At 59.5% G+C, this 21,009-nt stretch carries 21 protein-coding genes; 7 read left to right on the top strand and 14 right to left on the bottom strand.

Going from position 1 to position 21,009, the window contains the following annotated elements:
• The first annotated feature begins 157 nt into the window (after window positions 1–157).
• Window positions 158–775 (top strand): LysE family translocator, encoded by a 618-nt coding sequence (locus AC1Q5O_RS00750; RefSeq protein WP_492563047.1) that lies wholly within the window; start codon window positions 158–160, stop codon window positions 773–775.
• Window positions 776–797: 22 nt separating this feature from the next.
• Here AC1Q5O_RS00750 and AC1Q5O_RS00745 read toward each other — a convergent pair whose 3' ends face one another.
• Window positions 798–1,460: a response regulator gene (locus AC1Q5O_RS00745; protein WP_346307309.1), complete on the bottom strand. Its 663-nt coding sequence runs from the start codon at window positions 1,458–1,460 to the stop codon at window positions 798–800.
• A gap of 211 nt (window positions 1,461–1,671) precedes the next feature.
• Here AC1Q5O_RS00745 and AC1Q5O_RS00740 point away from each other — a divergent pair, with 211 nt between their 5' ends.
• Entirely contained in the window at window positions 1,672–3,306 is a 1,635-nt protein-coding gene (locus tag AC1Q5O_RS00740) for a hybrid sensor histidine kinase/response regulator (protein WP_492561584.1), read from the top strand.
• Window positions 3,307–3,310: 4 nt separating this feature from the next.
• Here the strand turns inward: AC1Q5O_RS00740 and AC1Q5O_RS00735 are convergent, their stop codons facing one another.
• Together AC1Q5O_RS00735 and AC1Q5O_RS00730 are read right to left on the bottom strand one after the other, a co-directional pair.
• Complete coding sequence (locus AC1Q5O_RS00735; protein ID WP_492561583.1) at window positions 3,311–3,664, bottom strand: hypothetical protein; 354 nt, start codon at window positions 3,662–3,664, stop codon at window positions 3,311–3,313.
• 125 nt (window positions 3,665–3,789) lie between these two features.
• A complete protein-coding gene (locus AC1Q5O_RS00730; protein ID WP_492561582.1) occupies window positions 3,790–4,335 on the bottom strand; it encodes a DUF2867 domain-containing protein in 546 nt (181 codons plus the stop codon).
• A gap of 188 nt (window positions 4,336–4,523) precedes the next feature.
• Between AC1Q5O_RS00730 and AC1Q5O_RS00725 the strand changes: the two genes are divergently transcribed.
• Entirely contained in the window at window positions 4,524–4,769 is a 246-nt protein-coding gene (locus AC1Q5O_RS00725; RefSeq protein WP_492561581.1) for a hypothetical protein, read from the top strand.
• Between the two features lie 46 nt (window positions 4,770–4,815).
• Here AC1Q5O_RS00725 and guaA read toward each other — a convergent pair whose 3' ends face one another.
• The 5 genes from guaA to katA form a co-directional block, all read right to left on the bottom strand.
• Window positions 4,816–6,378: a glutamine-hydrolyzing GMP synthase gene (gene guaA, locus AC1Q5O_RS00720; protein ID WP_472461670.1), complete on the bottom strand. Its 1,563-nt coding sequence runs from the start codon at window positions 6,376–6,378 to the stop codon at window positions 4,816–4,818.
• 120 nt (window positions 6,379–6,498) lie between these two features.
• Window positions 6,499–7,155, bottom strand: a complete 657-nt coding sequence (locus AC1Q5O_RS00715) for a 5'-methylthioadenosine/S-adenosylhomocysteine nucleosidase (protein ID WP_492561580.1) — start codon at window positions 7,153–7,155, stop codon at window positions 6,499–6,501.
• A gap of 1 nt (window position 7,156) precedes the next feature.
• Complete coding sequence (locus tag AC1Q5O_RS00710) at window positions 7,157–7,615, bottom strand: TspO/MBR family protein (protein WP_472461671.1); 459 nt, start codon at window positions 7,613–7,615, stop codon at window positions 7,157–7,159.
• A 43-nt stretch (window positions 7,616–7,658) separates the two neighbouring features.
• Entirely contained in the window at window positions 7,659–8,948 is a 1,290-nt protein-coding gene (locus tag AC1Q5O_RS00705) for an RsmB/NOP family class I SAM-dependent RNA methyltransferase (protein WP_492561579.1), read from the bottom strand.
• A gap of 115 nt (window positions 8,949–9,063) precedes the next feature.
• Window positions 9,064–10,560, bottom strand: coding sequence for a catalase KatA (gene katA / locus AC1Q5O_RS00700; protein WP_403170232.1), 1,497 nt, complete (start codon window positions 10,558–10,560; stop codon window positions 9,064–9,066).
• A 146-nt stretch (window positions 10,561–10,706) separates the two neighbouring features.
• Here katA and AC1Q5O_RS00695 point away from each other — a divergent pair, with 146 nt between their 5' ends.
• Window positions 10,707–11,636, top strand: coding sequence for a hydrogen peroxide-inducible genes activator (locus AC1Q5O_RS00695; protein ID WP_223611616.1), 930 nt, complete (start codon window positions 10,707–10,709; stop codon window positions 11,634–11,636).
• 34 nt (window positions 11,637–11,670) lie between these two features.
• On the opposite strand, the gene AC1Q5O_RS00690 is transcribed toward AC1Q5O_RS00695, so the two are convergent.
• The gene (locus AC1Q5O_RS00690; RefSeq protein WP_464662855.1) at window positions 11,671–12,096 is read right to left on the bottom strand and encodes an MAPEG family protein; all 426 of its coding nucleotides are present in this window, start codon (window positions 12,094–12,096) and stop codon (window positions 11,671–11,673) included.
• A gap of 54 nt (window positions 12,097–12,150) precedes the next feature.
• Window positions 12,151–13,032: a LysR family transcriptional regulator gene (locus tag AC1Q5O_RS00685; protein WP_492561578.1), complete on the bottom strand. Its 882-nt coding sequence runs from the start codon at window positions 13,030–13,032 to the stop codon at window positions 12,151–12,153.
• Between the two features lie 124 nt (window positions 13,033–13,156).
• Between AC1Q5O_RS00685 and AC1Q5O_RS00680 the strand changes: the two genes are divergently transcribed.
• Window positions 13,157–14,215, top strand: a complete 1,059-nt coding sequence (locus tag AC1Q5O_RS00680; protein WP_492561577.1) for an SDR family oxidoreductase — start codon at window positions 13,157–13,159, stop codon at window positions 14,213–14,215.
• A gap of 20 nt (window positions 14,216–14,235) precedes the next feature.
• Here the strand turns inward: AC1Q5O_RS00680 and AC1Q5O_RS00675 are convergent, their stop codons facing one another.
• From AC1Q5O_RS00675 to AC1Q5O_RS00665, 3 genes are all read right to left on the bottom strand, one after another.
• Window positions 14,236–14,775 (bottom strand): DinB family protein, encoded by a 540-nt coding sequence (locus AC1Q5O_RS00675; protein WP_492561576.1) that lies wholly within the window; start codon window positions 14,773–14,775, stop codon window positions 14,236–14,238.
• Window positions 14,776–14,791: 16 nt separating this feature from the next.
• On the bottom strand, window positions 14,792–16,297 hold the full coding sequence (gene guaB, locus AC1Q5O_RS00670) for an IMP dehydrogenase (protein WP_223611621.1): 1,506 nt from the start codon (window positions 16,295–16,297) through the stop codon (window positions 14,792–14,794).
• A 176-nt stretch (window positions 16,298–16,473) separates the two neighbouring features.
• Window positions 16,474–16,893, bottom strand: coding sequence for a lysozyme inhibitor LprI family protein (locus AC1Q5O_RS00665; protein ID WP_464662851.1), 420 nt, complete (start codon window positions 16,891–16,893; stop codon window positions 16,474–16,476).
• 178 nt (window positions 16,894–17,071) lie between these two features.
• On the opposite strand from AC1Q5O_RS00665, the gene AC1Q5O_RS00660 reads away from it, so the two are divergent.
• A complete protein-coding gene (locus AC1Q5O_RS00660; RefSeq protein ID WP_492563045.1) occupies window positions 17,072–18,391 on the top strand; it encodes a chloride channel protein in 1,320 nt (439 codons plus the stop codon).
• On the opposite strand, the gene AC1Q5O_RS00655 is transcribed toward AC1Q5O_RS00660, so the two are convergent.
• Window positions 18,376–19,359: an MBL fold metallo-hydrolase gene (locus AC1Q5O_RS00655; RefSeq protein WP_492561575.1), complete on the bottom strand. Its 984-nt coding sequence runs from the start codon at window positions 19,357–19,359 to the stop codon at window positions 18,376–18,378. The genes AC1Q5O_RS00660 and AC1Q5O_RS00655 overlap by 16 nt on opposite strands.
• Before the next feature lie 249 nt (window positions 19,360–19,608).
• Here AC1Q5O_RS00655 and AC1Q5O_RS00650 point away from each other — a divergent pair, with 249 nt between their 5' ends.
• A complete protein-coding gene (locus AC1Q5O_RS00650; protein ID WP_464662848.1) occupies window positions 19,609–21,009 on the top strand; it encodes an MFS transporter in 1,401 nt (466 codons plus the stop codon).

Below are 21,009 nucleotides of genomic sequence, written 5' to 3'. Positions count from 1 at the left end.
CCGTGCTGTCGAAGTACGGCGAGTGCCGTATGTTCCCTGCGCATTTCCGGGCGTAATTGTCCCTCCGCATGATGTCGTCGCTTGGTTCGATCAATGTCGCGATCGTCCAAAATCGCTCCGGATAATGAGAGCGGTCCCATCTGCTGGAGGAATAATGATGTTGCCGCTCGAACAACTGATGCCATTTGTCCTGGCAACATTGCTCTTTGCCTGTATGCCGGGGCCGGCCATTCTCTACATGACCGCCCAGACGCTGACGCATGGAACCAGTGCCGGACTGAAGGCTGCCTGCGGTATTCATCTCGGCTGCTACGTGCACATTGTCGCGACGGCGCTGGGCTTGGCAGCACTCCTTCATAGCGCACCACTGCTTTACACGGTGATCAAGTTTGCTGGCGCCGCCTATCTCGTCTGGCTGGGCATCACCATGTTCATGGGCGGAAAAGGCGGGCACAAGGACACCGTTTCCGCGGGTCCCGGTGTTTTTCGCGACAGTGTCGTCGTTGAGGTCCTCAACCCGAAGACGGCGCTGTTCTTCCTGACATTTCTGCCACAGTTTATCGACGCCAATCTGAGTGCACCGGTCTGGCTGCAGTTTCTGCTGCTTGGCATCATCGTCAATCTCGCCTTTTCAGCGGCTGACGTTGCGGCTGTGGGCATTGCCTCGGTCACGCTTGGCCGGATGACGAAAGCCGGATCAGGATGGATTGTTCCAAAGGTCTGCGGGTCCATTCTGATCGGTCTGGGCGTCACATTGGCAACCAAGAATATCTGACGGGACACGGCCTTGCCGGCGTTCAGCCCGCGGACAGTCCAAGACGGATGGCATAGGCCGTCAGTTCGGCTCCACTGTGCAGATTGAGTTTACGCATGAGGTTTTCGCGATGTTTGCGTGCCGTGAGCGGACTGATCCCGAGACGCTCGGCAATATCACGTGTGGAGATGCCGTGAGGAATAAGGGTCAGGATTTGCTGCTCGCGCCGCGTCAGTTCGACCGGAGAGGCAATAGCAGGTTTGGGCTCATGGAAGCCGTCTTGCTTGCCGTGCTGGTCGACGGCAAAGCGCACTTCTTCGGCAACATAGGGTTCGCCGCACCGCATGGCCTCGATGGCGGCCAGAAATTCTGTCGCGTCGCCGCTTTTCGTCAAATAGCCGTTCGCGCCGGCATCAAAGGCGGCGCGAACAGAACGCGGTTCCAGATTTGCCGTTACAATCAGAATCTTCAGCTCGGGCCAGGCCGCTCGCACATTCCTGATGAACTGAAATCCGTTCACGCCCGGCATGCCAAGGTCAAGAATGAGAAGATCGGCGGCCGTTTCCCGGAGCAGGCGGTCGACCGTGTCGCCATCCGCCGCTTCGCCGGCAACCGTCACGCCGTCGATGGTCGAAAGCAGGAGCTTGAGCCCTTCACGCACAAGAGCATGATCGTCAGCAAGGATGACCCGCGAAAACTCGAGCATAAGGCGTACCTTCTTGTTAAAAAACCAACGGCGTGCATCATGCTCGCATTCCCGAGCCAGAGTTAAAACAGCAATGAGAATTGATCAACATTTACAACCCCATCTTATCGATCTTTTATACCGACAATCTTACGCAGTATTATTTGCCAACTTCATTATTCCCCTTCCGGTTTTGTATGTTCTCTGGAATTTTGTACAAAGCGAGCTTCTTGTGTCGTGGGTGGGGGCGATTTACTGCCTGACAATCGCCCGTGTCCTGACATCAAGACGCTATTTCGGGCGCCCTAAATCCGAGGCGGAACAATCCGGCACGGCTCTGTCGGCCTGGGCCTGGCGTTTCACGATCCTGTCCTGGGCATCGAGCGCATTGTGGGGTTTGCTTGGCTGGTTCGGATTTTTATCGGCAGAGCCGCAAATGCAGGCTTTCACCACCATCGTGCTCACCGGCCTGGTATGCGGCGCCATTCCATCACTGTCCGCATTTCCACCGGCCTATGCGGGTTCGCTGATTGCCATGCTGTTGCCCATGGCAATCCGCGCGCTGACGGCGGAGGCGGCGATCAATGACGTTTATCTGGTGTTTGTTGTTTGTCTTGCCGGTGTCAATCTTTACTACAGCCGTGTGTCGTACAAATCGATGGTCGAGACCGTTCTGCTGCGTTTCGAGAACGTGACACTCATTACCCAATTGAAGGAAGAGCGGGACAAGGCCCGGGCGGCCGATCGCGCCAAGTCGCGTTTTCTGGCTGCGGCAAGCCATGACCTGCGCCAGCCCCTGCACGCGCTCAGCCTCTTCAATTCGACGCTGGCCACGCTGGGCGAACGGGGCGACGTCCGCGGTGCAGACGCACGCACGCTGGCGAAGCGGGTAAAATCGATCACGGGAAACCTCAGCGGCTTGCTGAATGCATTGCTCGACATGTCGCGCCTGGACGCCGGCATCGTCACAACCGCTAGAGAACCCGTTTCACTGTCGCGCTTGTTCGATGATCTGCATGACGAATTCAGCGGAACCGCGCGGGAGCGCAACCTCGAATGGCGTCTGGCTGATCGCGATCTCTGGGTCTACACCGACCCGATGATGCTGCGGCGTATCCTGGCAAACCTTCTCACCAACGCATTCAACTACACCGACCACGGGAAAATTCTCCTGGGTTGCCGCAAGCGCGGTTCAAATGTCGAGATACAGGTGCTCGATACCGGTATCGGCATTCCTCCCGACCAGCAGGAAACGGTGTTCGACGAATTCCACCAGTTGAACAATCCGGCGCGGGATCGCGAAAAGGGGCTGGGCCTTGGTCTGGCAATCGTCCGCCGCACGGCGCAATTGCTCGGTCATCCCTTGAGGCTCGTGTCGCGGGAGGGTCGCGGTTCGATGTTTTCGATCCTTGTTCCGCTGACGTCGCGCCCGCCGGCGTCTCTCCCCGCGCGGCGGGCTGCACTTTCCGGCTCTCTCTGCATCATGGTGGTCGATGATGAACCTGATGTTCTCGACGCCATCACTCAGTTGCTGACGGTCCTGGGGCATAGGGTTTACGCGGACAAATCTGCGGCGGCTGTGATACGGCTCCACGCTTCGGCACCGGAACGGACGCCGGTGGATTTGATCATCGCCGATTACAGACTGGCGACAGGAACAACCGGATTGGAGGCGATTGCCGACCTGTTCAACCATCTGACCTATACGGTTCCGGCGTTCCTGCTGACAGGCGATACATCCCCGTCCGTCCTGAAACAGATAGCCGAAAGCGGCCTGCAAATGCTCAACAAACCCGTCGATGGCGACGCTCTTCAGGCCGCTATCGACAAAGCCGTGCACCGGAACATGCCTCAGAGCCTTTCCTGATCAGCTATGCTGGTATGATGCGGACCTTGTACGTGCCTACTTTGGGCGAGGAACCGGTAATCTGCAGCTCATTGTTTTCAAACTGGAAATGCGAGGACGTGACCCGGAATTCCGTATGGACAAAGACCGGATTGAGCTCGCCTTTTTCTGCAAACCGCACGGACGAAACATCGTCGTCGCGAAAACTGAGATATACTCGGGTGTTTTCGTGCGCCAGACGCGTGCTTTGGAAGATGACATCGGCATCGAAACGGCACCGCTCGCCCCTATCCCTGTTGATGCCAAAATGCTCGATGAAATTGCCCATAGCCTCAAAATTCCTGGCTATTTCAGCAATATCCTGTTCAGACTCATTCATGACTGTTCTTTCGTATGGCGCCGAACGATTAAATCACGGCTTCATCGCACTCCTGCCAAAGGGACACGATGGCGTCGATTGTCCTTACTCTACTCGACTGTTCTGAGAAATGATAACACATTGATCTAACGACGTGATTTTTCCGGACACGACAGTCTTCCCGCCACAAGCGCGTTCGCCATCAGCTTCCGGACGCCATATTTGTGGAACGGAATGACCACCAGAAGATAAAGTTTGCCGTACAGATTGTGGACGATGCAGATGGTAGAGACAACTACGCGCATTCTGTCGCCATCGGAAACCTTTAGAACCGATAGCCTGAAATCCATGTGTTTGTTATTGCGCCCGGCAATGACTTCATCCTCACTGAGCGCGAAGATCGGCCAGACGCCGATCGTTTCACCGACGACGTAGCGATCTTTGATCTCGACATGGAGGATTTCGGACGCGGTCGGCGCATCCAGGCCCGAAAGGGAGGCGATCCTGTTGCGGACGATCAGGAGAAGCTTCATCCACAGCGGACGATGCGCGAAAATGCTGCGGAAGACATCGACAATGGCAAGATCTTTGCATCTCAGCGGCACCCCATACGAGTCGCGGAAATAAGCCTGTTGGATAATCTCGCGGCTGAGCAAGCTGCCAGACGGTACATCGCATTCAACGACGTTCATACGAAACTCCTAACCTGGTCATGCGTGCGATACGTGATCGAGGTGGGTGCCTATAAGCGGGTCACCTTAACGAGGCCTCAGCCCTGCAAGTCCTCCAGATAAATACTGATATTGGCGAACATCACCGAAAGCGTGAGGACGATTTCCTCGACGTTCAGCACGCTCAGACAATATAGCAGGGCGTGGACGTGCGCTACAAGAAGGACGGCGAACGCGACGATGTAAAGTCCGGCGAGTGTTTCGGCATAAAGATCGTGATCTTTGGCGAGGCGTCGACCCTGGCTGGTCCCGCGAATAACCGGCCTGCATCGCGGTCAAACTTCCCGCTGATTACCGAAACGTATCGTCAGCATAATTTCGAAGACTTGCGAAGGCAAATCTCTCTGTCAATGGCTCGAAGCAAAAAGCACCGCCGCGAGCATCAATGGCCGTGACGGTGCTTTGAAAAATTCACCAAGCACGGTGTCTGGACGGGTTAAATCATTCCCACTCGATCGTGCCTGGCGGCTTCGACGTGACGTCATAGACGACGCGGTTGATGCCCTTGACTTCGTTGATGATCCGCGTGGCCGCCTGGCCAAGGAAGCTCATGTCGTAGTGGTAGAAGTCGGCTGTCATGCCATCGACAGAGGTCACGGCACGCAGGGCGCAGACGAATTCGTAGGTCCGGCCATCGCCCATGACACCGACGGTCTGCACCGGCAGAAGCACGGCGAATGCCTGCCAGATCACATCGTAAAGGCCCGCCTTGCGGATTTCATCGAGATAGACCGCATCGGCCTCACGCAGGATTTCCAGCTTCTCGCGGGTGATGCCACCGGGGCAGCGGATGGCAAGGCCGGGACCGGGGAACGGATGGCGGCCGATGAAGGAATCGGGCAATCCGAGTTCCTTGCCAAGCACGCGTACTTCATCCTTGAACAGCTCACGCAGCGGCTCGACCAGTTGCATGTTCATGCGCTCGGGCAGACCGCCGACATTGTGGTGCGACTTGATCGTCACCGAAGGGCCGCCAGTGAAGGAGACGCTTTCGATCACGTCGGGATAGAGCGTTCCCTGTGCGAGGAAATCGGCACCGCCAAGCTTCTTGGCTTCTTCCTCGAACACTTCGATGAACAGGCGGCCAATGGTCTTGCGCTTCTTCTCCGGATCGGATTCGCCTTCCAGCGCGTCGATGAAACGATCCTGCGCGTTCACAAGAATGAGCGGCAGGTTGTAATGTTCGCGGAACATGGCAACCACATCGGCTGCCTCGTTCTTGCGCATCAGACCGTGGTCGACAAGAATGCAGGTGAGCTGATCGCCAACCGCTTCATGGATCAGCAAGGCAGCGACGGAGGAATCAACACCGCCCGAGAGGGCGCAGATCACCTTCTTGTCGCCAACCTGCTTGCGGATCGCAGCGACGGCCTGTTCGCGATAGGCGGACATGGTCCAGTCGCCCTTGATGCCGGCAATGCGATGCACGAAATTCTGCAGAAGCTTGGCGCCGTCGGGCGTGTGCACGACTTCCGGATGGAACTGCACGGCATAGAATTTCTTGGCTTCGTTGGCGATGGCCGCGAACGGCGCGCCGGTCGATGTGCCGACAACCTTGAAACCGTCAGGGATGGAAACGACGCGGTCGCCATGACTCATCCAGACCTGATGGCGTGTCCCCTTGGCCCAGATGCCGTCGAATAGGGCGCATTCTTCCTGAATGTCGAGGAAAGCGCGGCCGAACTCGCGGTGATGGCCGCTTTCGACCTTGCCGCCAAGCTGCGCGCACATGGTCTGCTCGCCATAGCAGATGCCAAGAACCGGGATATCCGATTCAAACACGGCCTGCGGCGCGCGCGGGCTGCCGATATCCACGGTGGAATGCGGACTGCCGGATAGAATGACCGCCTTCGGCTTGATGCGGCGGAATGCTTCGTCAGCGGATTGGAAAGGAACGATCTCGGAATAGGCACCAGCTTCGCGCACACGGCGTGCAATCAGCTGCGTTACCTGGCTGCCGAAATCGACGATGAGGACTGTATCGGGATGAGTGGGTGTGTTCATGGCGGGCCTTTAAAGCAATTGCCGAGTCGATGCAATGGGTCACTCCACCACACGCGGATGCCAATTGCATTTGTTCACAATTTGGGTGGGATGAGTTGCATCTGCGTGGTTTGCGCCAATTTATTCGGTTGTCCCAAGCGTGATCGCCCCGGTCTCCAGTGCCTGGCCCATGGCTTCCACGGCCAACGCCAGTTTTTCGTCGATCACATGCAGATATTCGGTCCAGTCACCGACATGGCGCAGGTCGGCAGCACCGTCGGAAATGCCGCGCAGCCCGATCAGTGGCAGGCCAAAACGCTGGCAGGCGCGCAATATGGCGAAGGTTTCCATCTCCACCATATCCGCATCGATCCGGTCATAGGCGCTGCCCGAGACGATGTTCGCGCCGGTTGAAAGCGATGCTTCCTTCACGCCCGGGATACGCAGCGGCAAAGGTACGGTGACCGGCAGATCGAGAAACGGCGTTGCCCCCTTGGTAAAGCCAAGCGGCGAAGCGTCCATGTCGCGATAGGAGACGCTTGTCGCCTGGTAGACTTCGGTCTGCTCCAGCGTCCGCGACCCGGCTGATCCTAGCGATACAACGAGGTCCGGTACGATTCCATCCCGTTCCAGCGCGGCGAGATTGGCCGCAAGGCTGACCGCTGCCTCCACCGGCCCGACACCGGTCATCAGCGGCCGGAACAGCCGCTGCAGATGCGCCCCATACTCCGCGTCCACCGCCATGACGAACAGCACCTGTTTGCCGCCAATAGCGGCCAGTTGATAGGGCAAACTCATGTCAGGACACCGGATTGAGCAGATACAGCGATGCGTTGAGAAGCGTGGCGAAGGCGACCCAGACGAGATAGGGAATGAACATGAGCGCGGCGGGCCGTTCAGGCTCCCATGTCACCCGGATGAAGGCGATGATCGAGACCAGCAAAAGCGCGATGACCAGCAAGGCAAATCCCATCTGCTGGAAGCCGAAAAAGGTCGGAGACCACAGGAAATTCAGGACGAGCTGCGCCCACCAGAATTGCTGGGCGGAGGTCATATCGAGATCCCACACACGCCATCCGGCAACGGCGATCAGGACATACAGGATCGTCCACACCGGCGCGAAAATCCAGTTCGGCGGGTTGAATGAAGGCTTGACCAGCCCGGCATACCATTCGCCAGGCAGCGTGATATAGCCGATGGCAAGCCCGCCACCGACAGTCAACACGAGAAACAAGAGAAACCCTACGGACCGGGACATGGTAGAACCTTTCCTGCGGACAATGTCGCGGATGGTTGTACCGTTATTTCTCGCGTCTGAGAACAGAAATGAAGAAGCCGTCTGTCGACGTCGACAATGGCGACAGGATCGTGTTGCCATCCTTGAACAAGGGCCCGAGACCGTCGCTCGCCGAGACCGCCTCCTGCCAGAGCGGGCGGGTATCGACCGGGGTATAATCAGGGTTTGCCCCCAGGAACGCAGCGACCTGCTGGCCGTTTTCCGGCGCAAACAGCGAGCAGGTGATGTAGACCAGCCGCCCGCCCGGTTTCACATAGGCCTTGGCCGCGTCAAGCACCTCACGCTGTTCCACCTCGCGCCGTTCCAGCTGCTGCTCGCTGAGGCGCCACTTCGCGTCCGGCCTGCGCCGCCAGGTGCCGGAACCGGTGCAAGGCGCATCGACCAGAACGAGATCCATCTGGCCTTCAAGCGGAATGAGTTCGCTGGAATTGGCGTGGGCCTGCGCATTGCGCACCCCTGCCCGTTTGAGCCGGTCAAAAATGGGGGCAAGCCGGGCGCGTTCCGCGTCATAGGCGTGAATTTGCCCCTTGTTGCCCATCTGGGCCGCCAGCGCCAGCGTCTTGCCACCAGCTCCGGCGCAGTAGTCGAGCACCTGTTCGCCAGGCCTGGCACCGCTGAGTTTGGCAGCGATCTGCGAGCCGAGATCCTGCACCTCGAAAAGGCCACGCTGGAAGGCCGGTTCCGCCTGCACGTTCGGATGACGGCCCATGGCGCGCAGCGGCGGCACCCGGACGGCGGTTTCCAGCAGCGGCGCGGCGCTGGCTCCGGCGCGAACCAGTTCCTTCAGCACCTTTTCGCGATCGGCCTTCAGCGTGTTGACGCGCAGATCGACCGGCGGGCGGTCGCTGAGGGCAGCGGCTTCACCCACCCAGGCATCGCCGAAAATTGACTGGAAATGCGGCACACACCATTCTGGCGTGTCGGCGCGCACATGATCGGGCGCCGCCGCGAGGTCACGCTCCTGCCAAATGGCCATGCGGTCGGCTTCGAGCGGTGCGGGCGCGAACTTGTCGCCGTCCAGCGCGGCATTGATTTCATCGATAACCAGTTCGGCATCGGACAAGAGCACGCCAAAGGCAATATGACGGGCCGCGTTGCTGTCCATGCGCCAGCCGAGCGACAATTTCCGCCGCAAGGCATCATAAACGATATTGCCGATGACCGCGCGGTCACCCGCACCGGCAAAGCGGTGCGACAGTCCCCAATCCTTGAGCGCATCGGAAGCCGGGCGTTTGCGGGTCTCAATATCGTCCAGTACTTCGATTGCCGCCTGCAGGCGTCCGCCAAGTCGCATGGGAATTCCTTCTTGTTGTCTACCGGCTTCGCATACATGGCAAAGCCAATAAAAGAAAGCCGGAGCATCACGCTCCGGCTTTCACATTGAACAACAAAGTTGTTGCAGGCAGCGATTACTCGGCCGCGGCGTGCTTTTCTTCGTTGGAAATCGCGTTGGCTTCATAGCCATGCGCTTCCTTGAGGGCAGCCCGCACGCCGGCTTCATACGCGGGATGAACGCGCTTGAAGTGTGCCAGCTGGCGCTCGATGATTGCGCCGGGAACACCGCCCATTGCCGCGGCAATGTTGGAGAACAGGCGTGCACGCTGACCGGCGTCGAACAGGTTGAACAGTGCCGTCACCTGACCGTAGTCATCGTTGCCGATGCGGTGGTTGTAGCGATCCGCATTGCCGGAAAGAGCCAGCGGCGGCTCTTTTGCCGACGGCTGCTCGACGGCGCCCGAGAAGCTGTTGGGCTCGTAATAGGCATCGACATTGCCGGTCTTCTGGCCAAAGAAGTTCATCTGGCCATCCTTGTGGTAGTGATGGACCGGGCACTTCGGCTGGTTGACGGGCAGTGCTTCATAGTGCGTGCCAAGGCGGTAGCGATGCGCATCCGCATAGGAGAACACACGCGCCTGCAGCATCTTGTCCGGCGAATGACCGATGCCGGGAACGACGTTCGACGGCGAGAAGGCAGCCTGCTCGATCTCGGCGAAATAGTTGTCGGCATTGCGGTTGAGTTCCATGACACCGATTTCGATCGGCGGGAATTCAGCATGCGGCCAGACCTTGGTCAGATCGAACGGATTGTAGGAAGTCTTTTCCGCATCGCTTTCGCTCATGATCTGAACCTGAACGGTCCATTTCGGGAATTCACCGCGTTCAATGCCGCCAAACAGCTCTTCCTGGTAGGTTTCGCGTGATTTGCCGATCAGGGTTTCAGCTTCAGCATTGGTGTAATGCTTGTGGCCCTGCTGGGTCTTGAAGTGGAATTTTACCCAGAAGCGCTCGCCATTGTCATTCCAGAAGGAATAGGTGTGCGAGCCGTAACCGTTCATGTACATCGGCGCGACCGGCAGACCGCGATCCGACATCAGGATTGTAACCTGGTGCAGGCTTTCCGGCGACAGCGACCAGAAATCCCACATGGCGGTGGCCGAACGCATGTTGGTGCGTGGATGGCGCTTCTGCGTGTGAATGAAATCAGGGAACTTCAGCGGATCGCGCACGAAGAACACCGGCGTGTTGTTGCCGACCAGATCCCAGTTGCCTTCGCTCGTGTAGAATTTGAGGGCGAAACCGCGCACGTCGCGCTCGGCATCGGCGGCGCCAAGTTCACCGGCAACCGTGGAAAAACGCAGCAGCAGCGGCGTTTCGGTGCCCGGCTGCAAGGCCTTGGCCTTGGTGTAGCGGGAGATATCGCCGGTGATCTTCAGCGTGCCGAATGCGCCCCAGCCCTTGGCGTGAACAACACGTTCCGGAATGCGTTCACGGTTCTGGTGGGCAAGCTTTTCGAGCAGCTGATAGTCGTCCAGGAGAACAGGACCGCGTTCGCCCGCAGTCCTCGAATTCTGATTGTCTGATACCGGTGCACCGGCAGTTGTTGTCAACGTCGGACGGTCAGCCATTGGCTTCTCCTTGAATTTCGTTTTTGACACTATTTTCAGAATCGCACGGCGCGCGGGCTCTCTGCGATCTCAGGGGTGACCATAGAACTATTCCAATCATAGTTTCCAATTGAATTTAGAATTATTATTGATAGGATTTGGTTATCATGTTTTCCGTCCGTCAGATGCGCTATTTCGATATCCTCGCCACCACCCTGCATTTCCGCAAGGCGGCAGAACTCGCACGCATTTCGCAGCCGGCGCTTTCGGCGCAGATCGCGGAGATGGAGCAGCGGCTGGGAACCCCCCTGTTCGAGCGGACGCGCCGCACAGTGGTTCTGACCGATATGGGCAAGCGGCTTTTGCCGCGGGTTCGCGGCATCCTGAACGGCATCCGATCGCTGGAGGAACTGGCGTCGCAGCGGCGCGGCATTCTGCAGGGCCGCCTGCGGCTGGGGATCATCCCGACAATAGCGCCCTATCTCCTGCCCATTCTCATTCCGGAACTGCGCGAAGCCTATCCGGAGCTGACCATCGAGTTGCGCGAGGCGGTGACGTCAAAGCTGGTCGAGGATCTGCGGCTCGGCGATCTCGACGCGCTGATCGCCGCCTTGCCGATCGACAGCGATGGCATTGTCGCCAAACCGCTGTTCCGCGACCGGTTTCTGATTGCCACGTCGAGCAATGATACCGACATTCTCACCTCGCCGATGACCCAGGAGAGCGTGGCGCTGGAACGGCTGCTGCTGCTCGAAGAAGGCCACTGCCTGCGCGATCAGGCCCTGGCGGTGTGCACCAGCGTCAAGCAGCGGCAGCTGGTCAATTATGGCGCCACCAGCATGACAACCCTGCTGCAGATGGTCAGTCATGGCATGGGCCTGACGCTGATCCCGGAAATTGCCGTGCGCACGGAGGCCAGCCGCAACAATGTGCGCATCCTTGCCTTTGCCGATCCCGAACCCTCGCGGGAGATCGGCCTGATCTGGCGCCGGCAAAGCGAAAGACGCGACGATTTCGAGGCCCTTGCCGCAACGATTGTCGAGTGCGGCAGGCGATTGCTGATCTCAGCCGAAGAGCTGGACGATCTGGCGGCTTAGTTCCTGACCGTTCCCGGCAATCCCCTCACCGCTTCTAAGCCGTTGCGGGTATCGCCAGATGCAGCGCGAGAATGAGCCAGAGAATACCGTTCAAGAGATAGCCGATGGTGAAAATCGGCTGGCGCAGCCTCAAACGGTTCGACGTCACATGCACGACGGTGTGGGCGACGCGTGCTGCCACAAACAGCCAGGCAACAATGACGGCAAGGAACGATGAGCCATTGACCACATAAAGCGAAATGCAGACGGCGTAGAACAGGACGGGCAGCTCATAAAGATTGATCAGGTTGCGGATCACCGTGACGCTGACCTCCGGCTCCTTCAGCGGCAGCTTGAAATCGCGGGGCGACGCCTGGCCGCTCTTGACCGCCTCCATCCGGCGAAGGAATACCAGGCCGTAGACGATATAGATCAGCGCGGTCAGTGCGATCATCGGCCAGAAAATTGCGGTCTGCGACATGGTTCCTCCAAGGTTGGCGCATCTTACGTTTACGTTCATTTTTTTCGCAAGCTGTTAATTCAACCCGGGAATTGCGGACAGGCCAGCCGCGAGATGATCGACAAACGCCTTTACCTTGCGCGGCAGAAACTTGGCCGAGGCATAGACCACGTGCATATCCATGGGGGCATAGCGGTAAGCGGGCAGCACGCGAACCAGCGTGCCGTCGTCGAGAAACGGTTGGACCAGCGGCACCTGCGCCCCGCCAATGCCCACGCCCGCACACAGAGCCTGATTGAGCACGAAAGCGTTGTTGGCGAGAAAGCCTGATTTGACCGGCACGACAATCGGCCCCTCCGGGCCGATCAGCGGCACCGCCTCGCCCTGCGGCGACCAGATGAACCTGACATGCCGGTGCTCTGACAGTTCCTCCGGCAGCAGGGGGCTGCCATGGCGCGCGAGATAGTCCGGCGAAGCCACGAGAATACGCTCGAACGTCGCCAGTTTCCGTGCCACCAGCCCGGAGGAGGCCAGCGCGCCGAACCGGATGGCAACGTCCACACCCTCGGCCACCAGATCGGCAAAGCGGTCATCGAGAATGAATTCGACAGTCAAATCCGGGTGCTGGCGCTGAAAATCGATCAGCATCGGCGTCAGGTGCAGCTGGCCGAAACCGACAGGCGCGTGCACGCGAAGGTTGCCTTGAACCGAAGCTGTGAGGCCAGCCAACGCCTCTTCCGCCTCCTCGACGCTCTGCAGGATATGCCGCGCCCGCTGGTAATAGGTCTCGCCGCTGTCGGTCAGGGCCAGCTGGCGTGTCGAGCGATGCAGCAGCCGCATGTTCAGATGACGCTCCAGCGCCGCCATCTGCTGGCTTACGGCCGGTTGCGTGAGCCCCAGTTCCCGCGCCGCCGCCGACAGCGAGCCAAGCTCCGCCACCCGTACGAACGTCTTCATTGCAGCAAAGCGATCCACTCATCACCTCAAATATTTTCTTATGAATGATATCACCATTGATAGACTACGCAAACCTATGCAAATGGATGATGCTGACGGCACCAACAAATATGGAGCTGTTGAAATGACGCAGGACATGAAAAAGGCCGTGATTGTGGGTGCCAATGGCATCATCGGCGGCAACCTCATTGCATATCTCAAGGAATTGGGTGACTGGCAGATCGTCGGCCTGTCCCGGCGCGGCGGGATAGCGGATGGCAGGCTCAGCCACATCGCCGTCGATCTGCTTGATGCGGCGGATGCCAAGGCAAAGCTCGCGCACCTCACCGATGTCACCCATATCTTTTATGCGGCCTATCAGGACCGTCCGACCTGGGCGGAGCTGGTGCCGCCGAACCTTGCCATGCTGGTCAACGTGGTCAATGCCATCGAACCCATCGCACCCGGCCTCCGGCACATCAGCCTCATGCAGGGATACAAGGTCTACGGTGCACATCTCGGCCCGTTCAAGACACCGGCGCGCGAGAGCGATGCCAATCACATGCCGCCGGAATTCAACATCGATCAGCAGGATTTTCTAGAAGCCGCGCAAAAGGGAAAACGCTGGACATGGTCCGCGCTGCGCCCGTCCGTCGTTATCGGATACGCGCTGGGCAACCCGATGAACCTTGCCTCGGTAATCGCCGTCTATGCCTCGATGTCCAAGGAACTTGGCATTCCCCTGCGCTTCCCCGGAAAGCCCGGGGCCTATGACAGCCTGCTTGAAATGACCGATGCCGGTCTGCTGGCGCGGGCGACGGTGTTCATCGCCACCGATCCGGCTGCAGGCAATCAGGCCTACAACATCAACAATGGCGATCTCTTCCGCTGGAGCGAGATGTGGCCGAAAATTGCCAAGTTTTTCGATCTGGAGGTTGCCCCGCCGCTGCCCATGTCCCTGAACGTGGTGATGGCCGACAAGGAACCGCTCTGGGAGAAAATGGTTGGAAAGCACGGTCTTGCGGCAGTCCCCTACAGGGATGTCTCGTCATGGGGATTTGGCGATGCGGTGTTCGGCTGGAATTACGATTTCTTCGCCGACGGCAGCAAACTGCGGCGCGCCGGCTTCCACGACCATATCGATACGGAAGAAATGTTCCTGAACGTCTTCCGGGATCTGCGGGCGCGGAAGATTATTCCGTGAACAGCCTCCCTTTAGGGAGGTCAAGTCGCGAAAGGTTCGCCCTTGCGGCGCGCAATATCGTAGTTCAGGAAAAACTCATCGAGCTGCGGCGGGGGCACTTTTGTTCCCGCCAGCATCGCATGCGCCTGCCCGCGATGATGAATCTGGTGCACGAACAGATGGGACAGAACAAGCCGGATCGGCTCCTGTGAAACCTGCCCGTCCTGCCATTCGATCATAACGATCCGGTCGAGATCCGGCGCACTCAGACTGTCGCAAAAGGCGATCAGATCGGCGTCGAACGCCTCCTGCGCTACTCTGAGATCAGCCAGGTTTGGAAAGGGAATATCCCCGACGAGGCTGATGTTCTTGCGCCCGACGCCGGTCATGTCAGCCAGATAGATGTGATCGACAATGAGATTGTGGTTCAACGTCATCTGCAGCGACGGGAAGAAACTGATCCGCTCCTGCGCGAATTCCGCATCCGTCAGCCCGGCACAGGCGCCGAGTAGCCGATGGTTCGACCAGGCGCTGTTGCGCGCCATGGCCGAGAAGTGGTCGCGGAGGGCGTTGTCAGACATGGCCTCCGCGCCCCGATCAGTTGCCGCCCGGATAGTTCGGGCTTTCGCGCGTGATCGTCACGTCGTGGGTGTGGCTTTCCCGCAGGCCCGCATTGGTGATGCGGACAAAGGTCGCCTTGTCGCGGAACTCTTCCAGGTTCTTGGCACCGACATAGCCCATCGATGCACGAAGACCGCCGGCAAGCTGATGCAGCACGCCTGACACCGGCCCCTTGTAGGCCACTTGGCCTTCAATGCCTTCCGGCACAAGCTTGAGCTCGTCGCGGACTTCCGCCTGGAAGTAGCGATCCGCCGAACCACGGGCCATGGCGCCGACCGAGCCCATGCCGCGATAGGCCTTGAAGGAACGGCCCTGGTAGAGATAGACCTCGCCGGGGCTTTCCTCGGTTCCGGCAAGGGCGGAACCTGCCATGGCAGCGGCGGCACCGGCCGCAAGCGCCTTGGCGAAATCGCCGGAATATTTGATGCCGCCATCGGCAATGACCGGAACACCGGCCTTGTGCGCGGCTTCCACGGCCGACATGATGGCGGAAAGCTGCGGCACGCCGACACCGGCAACGATGCGCGTGGTGCAGATCGAGCCCGGTCCGATACCGACCTTGACAGCATCGGCACCCGCATCGATCAGCGCCTGCGTGCCCGCAGCCGTTGCGACGTTACCGGCAATGATGCGCACGGCGTTCGACATCTTCTTGGCGCGGGTGACCGCATCCAGGACACGCTGCGAATGGCCGTGGGCCGTGTCGATGACGAGCACGTCGACACCGGCGGCAATCAGCCGTTCGGCGCGCTCGAAACCGTCTTCGCCGACGCTGGATGCAGCCGCAACCCGCAGGCGTCCCTGTGCATCCTTGGCGGCATTCGGGTTCAGCTGCGACTTTTCCATATCCTTGACGGTGATCAGACCGACGCAATGGCCCTTGCTGTCCACCACCAGCAGCTTCTCGATGCGGTGCTGGTGCAGCAGGCGCTTGGCTTCCTCGTGCTGGACATTGTTTTCGCGCACGGTGATGAGGTTTTCACGCGTCATCAGCTCGTAAATCTTCTGATTGGGATCGGACGCAAAGCGCACGTCGCGGTTGGTCAGGATGCCTACGAGACGGCCCGGCTTGCGGCTGCCCTCGCCGGCGTTCTCGACCACCGGAATGCCGGAAATGCCATGGGCGCGCATCAATGCCTGCGCATCGGCAAGCGTTGCGTCCGGGCCGATGGTGACCGGGTTGACGACCATGCCGGATTCGAACTTCTTGACCTGCCGGACCTCTTCGGCCTGCAGTTCCGGTGTGAGATTGCGATGGATGACGCCCATGCCGCCAGCCTGAGCCATGGCAATGGCCAGGCGCGACTCGGTAACGGTGTCCATGGCAGCGGAGAGCAGCGGCAGGTTCAGTTCGATATCGGGAGCAATGCGGGTGCGAATGTCAGTCTGGCCGGGCATGACTTCGGAATGACCCGGCTGAAGCAGGACATCGTCAAATGTCAGTGCCAGCGCGCCCGTCGCGGATTCAACAATTTTTGCCATAACCAATTCCTTAAAATGCGACAAGCGCACCACGATGGCGGTGCGCCGAGTCAGTAATGTTCCGGTGAATTGGCACGGGCTGGTAACATGGATATGTCGGTTTGGAAAGGTGGAAACGTATTTATTCCGCAATCAGCGATACGCGATCTCCCTCTAGGGGTGGATGGAAACCGGCCTTACTGCGCATAATATTGAAGTTCCTTGATGCGCGCCCGCACGGCGTCCACATTCAGCGCCTCAATATCCATGCTGGCAATGGAACCCCGGTCGGCGCGCCACGGGCCGTTGTCGGCCTTGATCTGGGCCTCGCGCCACGCCACCCATTTGCGCTGCGCATCGCGAATCTGTTTGGCTGATTCCGGATCGACCGATGCCAGGACTTTCTTGTAGACAGCGTTCAGCTGCTTGTCATAGGCGACAAAGGCCTTGTGCGAGCAGTCGACCATTCCTGAAGTCGTCTGTCCTGCCGGGCTGTTCAGACATTCCGTTGCCGCCTTGTCGATCGGATCGACCTTTTCCTCCGGTGAAGCGGCAACCGCTGACGACACAGCCCCGAGCGACAGTGAGACACAAAGCATGGCAAAGAATCGTTTCATGGCGTCCTCCTTGGTGGCAAAATGCCCTATGCATCTTGGCAGTAAAAGGGTGAATTGTTGAGACTGGCCCATCGTTTTCCCGCATGTTAGGACCATACGACCCCTTGGACGGTTGAATGCAGGAGATATGGTGCGCCCGATTTACCGAAAAGTTTCCTTCCTGCGCCGGTCCCGTGCCATGTGGGGCAATACGCGGGTCTGGCGGCCGCGCCTGGTGTTCTGGGCGGGGGCGGTTGCCATTGGTGTGATCAGCGTCCTCTTCGCCAAGCTGGCGGATCTTGCCCAGGAAACGTTTCATGGCGTGATCGGAACCAGCGGCTGGACGACATTCCTGCCCTTGATCATCACGCCGCTCGGCTTCATCTTCTGCGCCTATATGGCCTACAGTTTCTTCCCCAATGCCCAGGGCAGCGGCATTCCGCAGGCCATCGCGGCCCGTCATCTCAACGATCACGAGGATCGCGTCAGGCTGCTTTCCCTGCGCATGGTTTTCGGCAAAATCCTTTTGACTGTTGTCGGCCTGTTTTCCGGCGCCTCCATCGGCCGCGAAGGCCCAACCGTCCAGGTCGGCGCGTCGCTGATGCTGCAGGTGGCGCGCTGGGGCGGCATGGCGCAGGCGCGCGGGCTCATCCTTGCAGGCTCCGCCGCCGGTATTGCCGCGGCGTTCAATACGCCGCTCGCCGGCATCGTCTTTGCCATCGAGGAAATGGGCCGCTCCTATGAGGCGCGCACCAACGGCCTTGTTCTGACCGCCGTCATCCTCTCCGGCCTCGCGGCCATCGGACTTGTCGGCAACTACACCTATTTCGGTTCATCCGTTGCCGTCGCAACCAGCTTTTCCGATTGGCTTCTGGTGATCCTGTGCGGTGTCGGCGGCGGTGCGTTCGGTGCCTTTTTCAGTGCCGGTGCCGTCAGGGCATTGCGCAGGATCAAGCGCTGGACGACACCCGATCCGTTTCGCCGTACCCTGCTGCTCGCCGCTGTGTGCGGTTTTGCCGTTGCGCTGATCGGGGTTGCCTCAGGCGGTACAACCTTCGGCACGGGCTACGAACAGGCGCGCGGCGCCGTTGAAGGCCATGCCCTGCCGTGGTATTTCTTTCTGGAGAAACTGCTCGCCAGTTTCCTTTCCATGGTTTCCGGCATTCCCGGCGGCATTTTTGCGCCTTCGCTGTCCGTCGGCGCAAGCTTCGGCAGCACAATCGGTCTGCTCACCGGCAGCAATATCGGCCTCGCCGCCGTGCTCGGCATGGCCGGCTATTTCGCCGGGGTGGTGCAGGCACCGATGACGGCTTTTGTCATCATTCTGGAAATGACCGGCAGCCATGACAGCGTCATTGCGCTGATGTGCACATCCATGCTCGGTTACGGCACGGCACGCATCATCTCGCACGAACCGCTCTACCACGCATTGTCACGGGTGTTCATTGCGGATGCGATCCGGCGCAAGCGCGCCGAAGCCGCAGCGGCAACGCCTGGACAGGGTCAGACGTCGAACTGATAGGTCACCGGCACGAAACGGTAGCCGCTTCCCTGCCGGTCGAGATAACCAGCCGACGGGAACGGCATGTGATAACCGATGAACGGCACGCGGTCGGTGGCGATCATGTCGAGCACCCGTTTGCGCGTCTCGATGCCCTTGGCCCGGTCCGTATCGAAAGCCACCTCCCATTCCGGATGCTGCAGGGCTGCGACGTAGTGATTGGCGGTATCGGCGGTCAGCACCAGACGCTTGCCCGCGGATTCCACGTGGAAAATCATGTGGCCGGGCGTGTGGCCGTAAGCCGCTTCGCTGGTAATCCCTGACACAACCGCATCACCCGCCTTGATGAAGGTGGTCTTTTCCGCCAGCGGTTTCACCTTGGCCGCAACACCCTTGGCGCCCGCTTCCGCCGGCGTGCCCGCCCGGGCAGGATCGGTCCAGAAATCATATTCGATCTGCCCCGCGATATAGCGCGCATTGGCAAAGGCAGGCTTCTCGCCGTTCATCAGGCCGCCGATGTGGTCACCATGCATATGGGTGATGACGACAACGCTCACCTGATCGGGCGTGTAACCCGCCGCTTTCATATTGGCTTCCAGCTGGCCGAAACCGTTGTCGCGCCCTGCAGCGCCAAAACCCGTGTCGAACAGGATCAGTTCAGCACCGGTATTGATCAGCACCGGGGCAAAACCATTGACGAACTTCGTTTCGGGCAGAAAGTTGGCGCGCATCAGTTCTGCCACCTTCTCCTGCGACTGATCGGCACCGAAAGTGGGAAACGGGCCGTCGGAGAGGCGCAGGCCATCGAGAAGCGTGGTGACCTCAAATTCACCCAGCTTGAAGCGCTTGAAACCCGGCGACTTCACCGGCGAAAGCGGAACCGTTGCGGCGGCAGCATCCGGCATGACCTGCGATATGGCGAGCCCACCGGCTATGGCGCTCGACGCAAGAAACAGGTCGCGGCGGGAAATCTCGTATGACGTCATGAGTTCATCTCCTTCTGGCAGTCTTGGGGTCTGCGGTTGAGATCGTGCACAGGCAACGTCACGGCTGCCGGGCCGTTCCCTTTTGCATAGCGGAAAATCGTATTGTGCTGGATCACATCTGATTGATCGGTGCTTGAGCACCCGCCACACTGGTGCTATCGCAGCGCCAGCAAGGGTTGCTTTTCATTGTGAGTCCCGCGACGGACCCCGATTGCTGACGAAGCTCTTTATTGAGAACTGGAATTCATTGTGAATCGCATTGTTCCGCTCGTGCTCGCTGTCGCCCTGTTCATGGAACAGATGGACTCGACCGTCATATCCACATCCCTGCCCGCCATTGCCGCCGACATCGGTACGAGCCCCATCGCGCTGAAACTCGCGCTGACCGCCTATCTCGTCTCGCTCGCCGTGTTCATCCCGGTCAGCGGCTGGATGGCCGACCGGTTCGGCGCAAAAAATGTGTTCCGCGCGGCCATCGTGGTGTTCGTGCTTGGGTCGATCGCCTGCGCAGCCTCCAACTCGCTGCTGGCCTTCGTCGTCTCACGCTTCGTGCAGGGTGTCGGCGGTGCCATGATGACGCCGGTTGGACGGCTTGTGCTGGTGCGCTCGACGCCGCGCAGCGAGCTTGTCGGCGCCATGGCCTGGTTGACCGTGCCCGCATTGGTCGGGCCGCTGGTCGGGCCGCCCATCGGCGGGTTTCTCACCACCTATTTCACCTGGCACTGGATTTTCCTGATCAACGTGCCGATCGGCCTGCTTGGCATCTGGTTCGCAACACGTTACCTGCCGGATGTGGAAACGCTGATCCAGCGCAAGCTTGACGTGCCCGGCTTCTTCCTCAGCGGCATCGCCGCATCCGGCGTTGTGTTCGGGCTTTCCGTGGTCAGCCTGCCGGCGCTCCCCGCATGGGTCGGGTTCTCGACGCTCGGCGTCGGCATCGTTTCGACGGTGCTCTACCTCATCCATGCCAAGCGCACGCCGGAACCGCTGCTGGCGCTCGACCTGTTCAAGAACCAGGTGTTCCGAGCCTCGATTTTTGGCGGCAGTCTTTTCCGCATCGGCGTCGGTGCGACACCGTTCCTGCTGCCGCTGATGTTCCAGATCGGCTTCGGCATGACACCGTTCCAGTCCGGCCTCATGACCTTTATATCGGCCGCCGGTGCCATCGGCATGAAATTCGTGACCAAATGGTTCTTCCGCAAGACGGGCTTCCGCAATGCGCTGATGTATGGATCGCTGATTGCCGCAAGCTTCATTGCCATGAATGGTTTCTTCACGCCGGCAACACCGACCGCGCTCATTCTTGGCCTGCTTCTGGTCAGCGGCTTCTTCCGCTCACTGTTCTTTACCGGGGCCAACGCACTTGCCTATGCGGAAGTGCCCAATGAACAGACCAGCCTTGCAACACCGATCGCATCGGTCGCCCAGCAGATATCCATCGCCCTGGGCGTTGCGGTTGCCGGCGGCATTCTGGAAGTGTCCACCAATCTGCATGGCGGGCCGTTGCAGCTCTCGGATTTCCACACGGCATTCTTCCTGGTGGCCGCCATATCGTCGCTGGCATTCTTCTTATTCATGCCGATGAAGCCGGATGCGGGCGCCGAAGTATCCGGGCATTACCCGGATGCGAAGCCCGCGCCTGCCGAATAG

It is taken from the genome of Phyllobacterium sp. MT110 (assembly GCF_058792715.1).
This window is presented reverse-complemented; position numbering and strand designations above follow the sequence as displayed.

Coding starts and splice junctions, on each gene's coding strand:
- guaB (WP_223611621.1), bottom strand. CDS start 16,297: ATGGCAAAAATTGTTGAATCCGCGACGGGCGCGCTGGCACTGACATTT.
- AC1Q5O_RS00710 (WP_472461671.1), bottom strand. CDS start 7,615: ATGTCCCGGTCCGTAGGGTTTCTCTTGTTTCTCGTGTTGACTGTCGGT.
- AC1Q5O_RS00730 (WP_492561582.1), bottom strand. CDS start 4,335: ATGAACGTCGTTGAATGCGATGTACCGTCTGGCAGCTTGCTCAGCCGC.
- AC1Q5O_RS00705 (WP_492561579.1), bottom strand. CDS start 8,948: ATGCGACTTGGCGGACGCCTGCAGGCGGCAATCGAAGTACTGGACGAT.
- AC1Q5O_RS00655 (WP_492561575.1), bottom strand. CDS start 19,359: ATGACGTCATACGAGATTTCCCGCCGCGACCTGTTTCTTGCGTCGAGC.
- AC1Q5O_RS00735 (WP_492561583.1), bottom strand. CDS start 3,664: ATGAATGAGTCTGAACAGGATATTGCTGAAATAGCCAGGAATTTTGAG.
- guaA (WP_472461670.1), bottom strand. CDS start 6,378: ATGAACACACCCACTCATCCCGATACAGTCCTCATCGTCGATTTCGGC.
- AC1Q5O_RS00680 (WP_492561577.1), top strand. CDS start 13,157: ATGACGCAGGACATGAAAAAGGCCGTGATTGTGGGTGCCAATGGCATC.
- AC1Q5O_RS00660 (WP_492563045.1), top strand. CDS start 17,072: ATGTGGGGCAATACGCGGGTCTGGCGGCCGCGCCTGGTGTTCTGGGCG.
- AC1Q5O_RS00675 (WP_492561576.1), bottom strand. CDS start 14,775: ATGTCTGACAACGCCCTCCGCGACCACTTCTCGGCCATGGCGCGCAAC.
- AC1Q5O_RS00685 (WP_492561578.1), bottom strand. CDS start 13,032: ATGAAGACGTTCGTACGGGTGGCGGAGCTTGGCTCGCTGTCGGCGGCG.
- AC1Q5O_RS00690 (WP_464662855.1), bottom strand. CDS start 12,096: ATGTCGCAGACCGCAATTTTCTGGCCGATGATCGCACTGACCGCGCTG.
- AC1Q5O_RS00695 (WP_223611616.1), top strand. CDS start 10,707: ATGTTTTCCGTCCGTCAGATGCGCTATTTCGATATCCTCGCCACCACC.
- AC1Q5O_RS00715 (WP_492561580.1), bottom strand. CDS start 7,155: ATGAGTTTGCCCTATCAACTGGCCGCTATTGGCGGCAAACAGGTGCTG.
- AC1Q5O_RS00745 (WP_346307309.1), bottom strand. CDS start 1,460: ATGCTCGAGTTTTCGCGGGTCATCCTTGCTGACGATCATGCTCTTGTG.
- katA (WP_403170232.1), bottom strand. CDS start 10,560: ATGGCTGACCGTCCGACGTTGACAACAACTGCCGGTGCACCGGTATCA.
- AC1Q5O_RS00665 (WP_464662851.1), bottom strand. CDS start 16,893: ATGAAACGATTCTTTGCCATGCTTTGTGTCTCACTGTCGCTCGGGGCT.
- AC1Q5O_RS00750 (WP_492563047.1), top strand. CDS start 158: ATGTTGCCGCTCGAACAACTGATGCCATTTGTCCTGGCAACATTGCTC.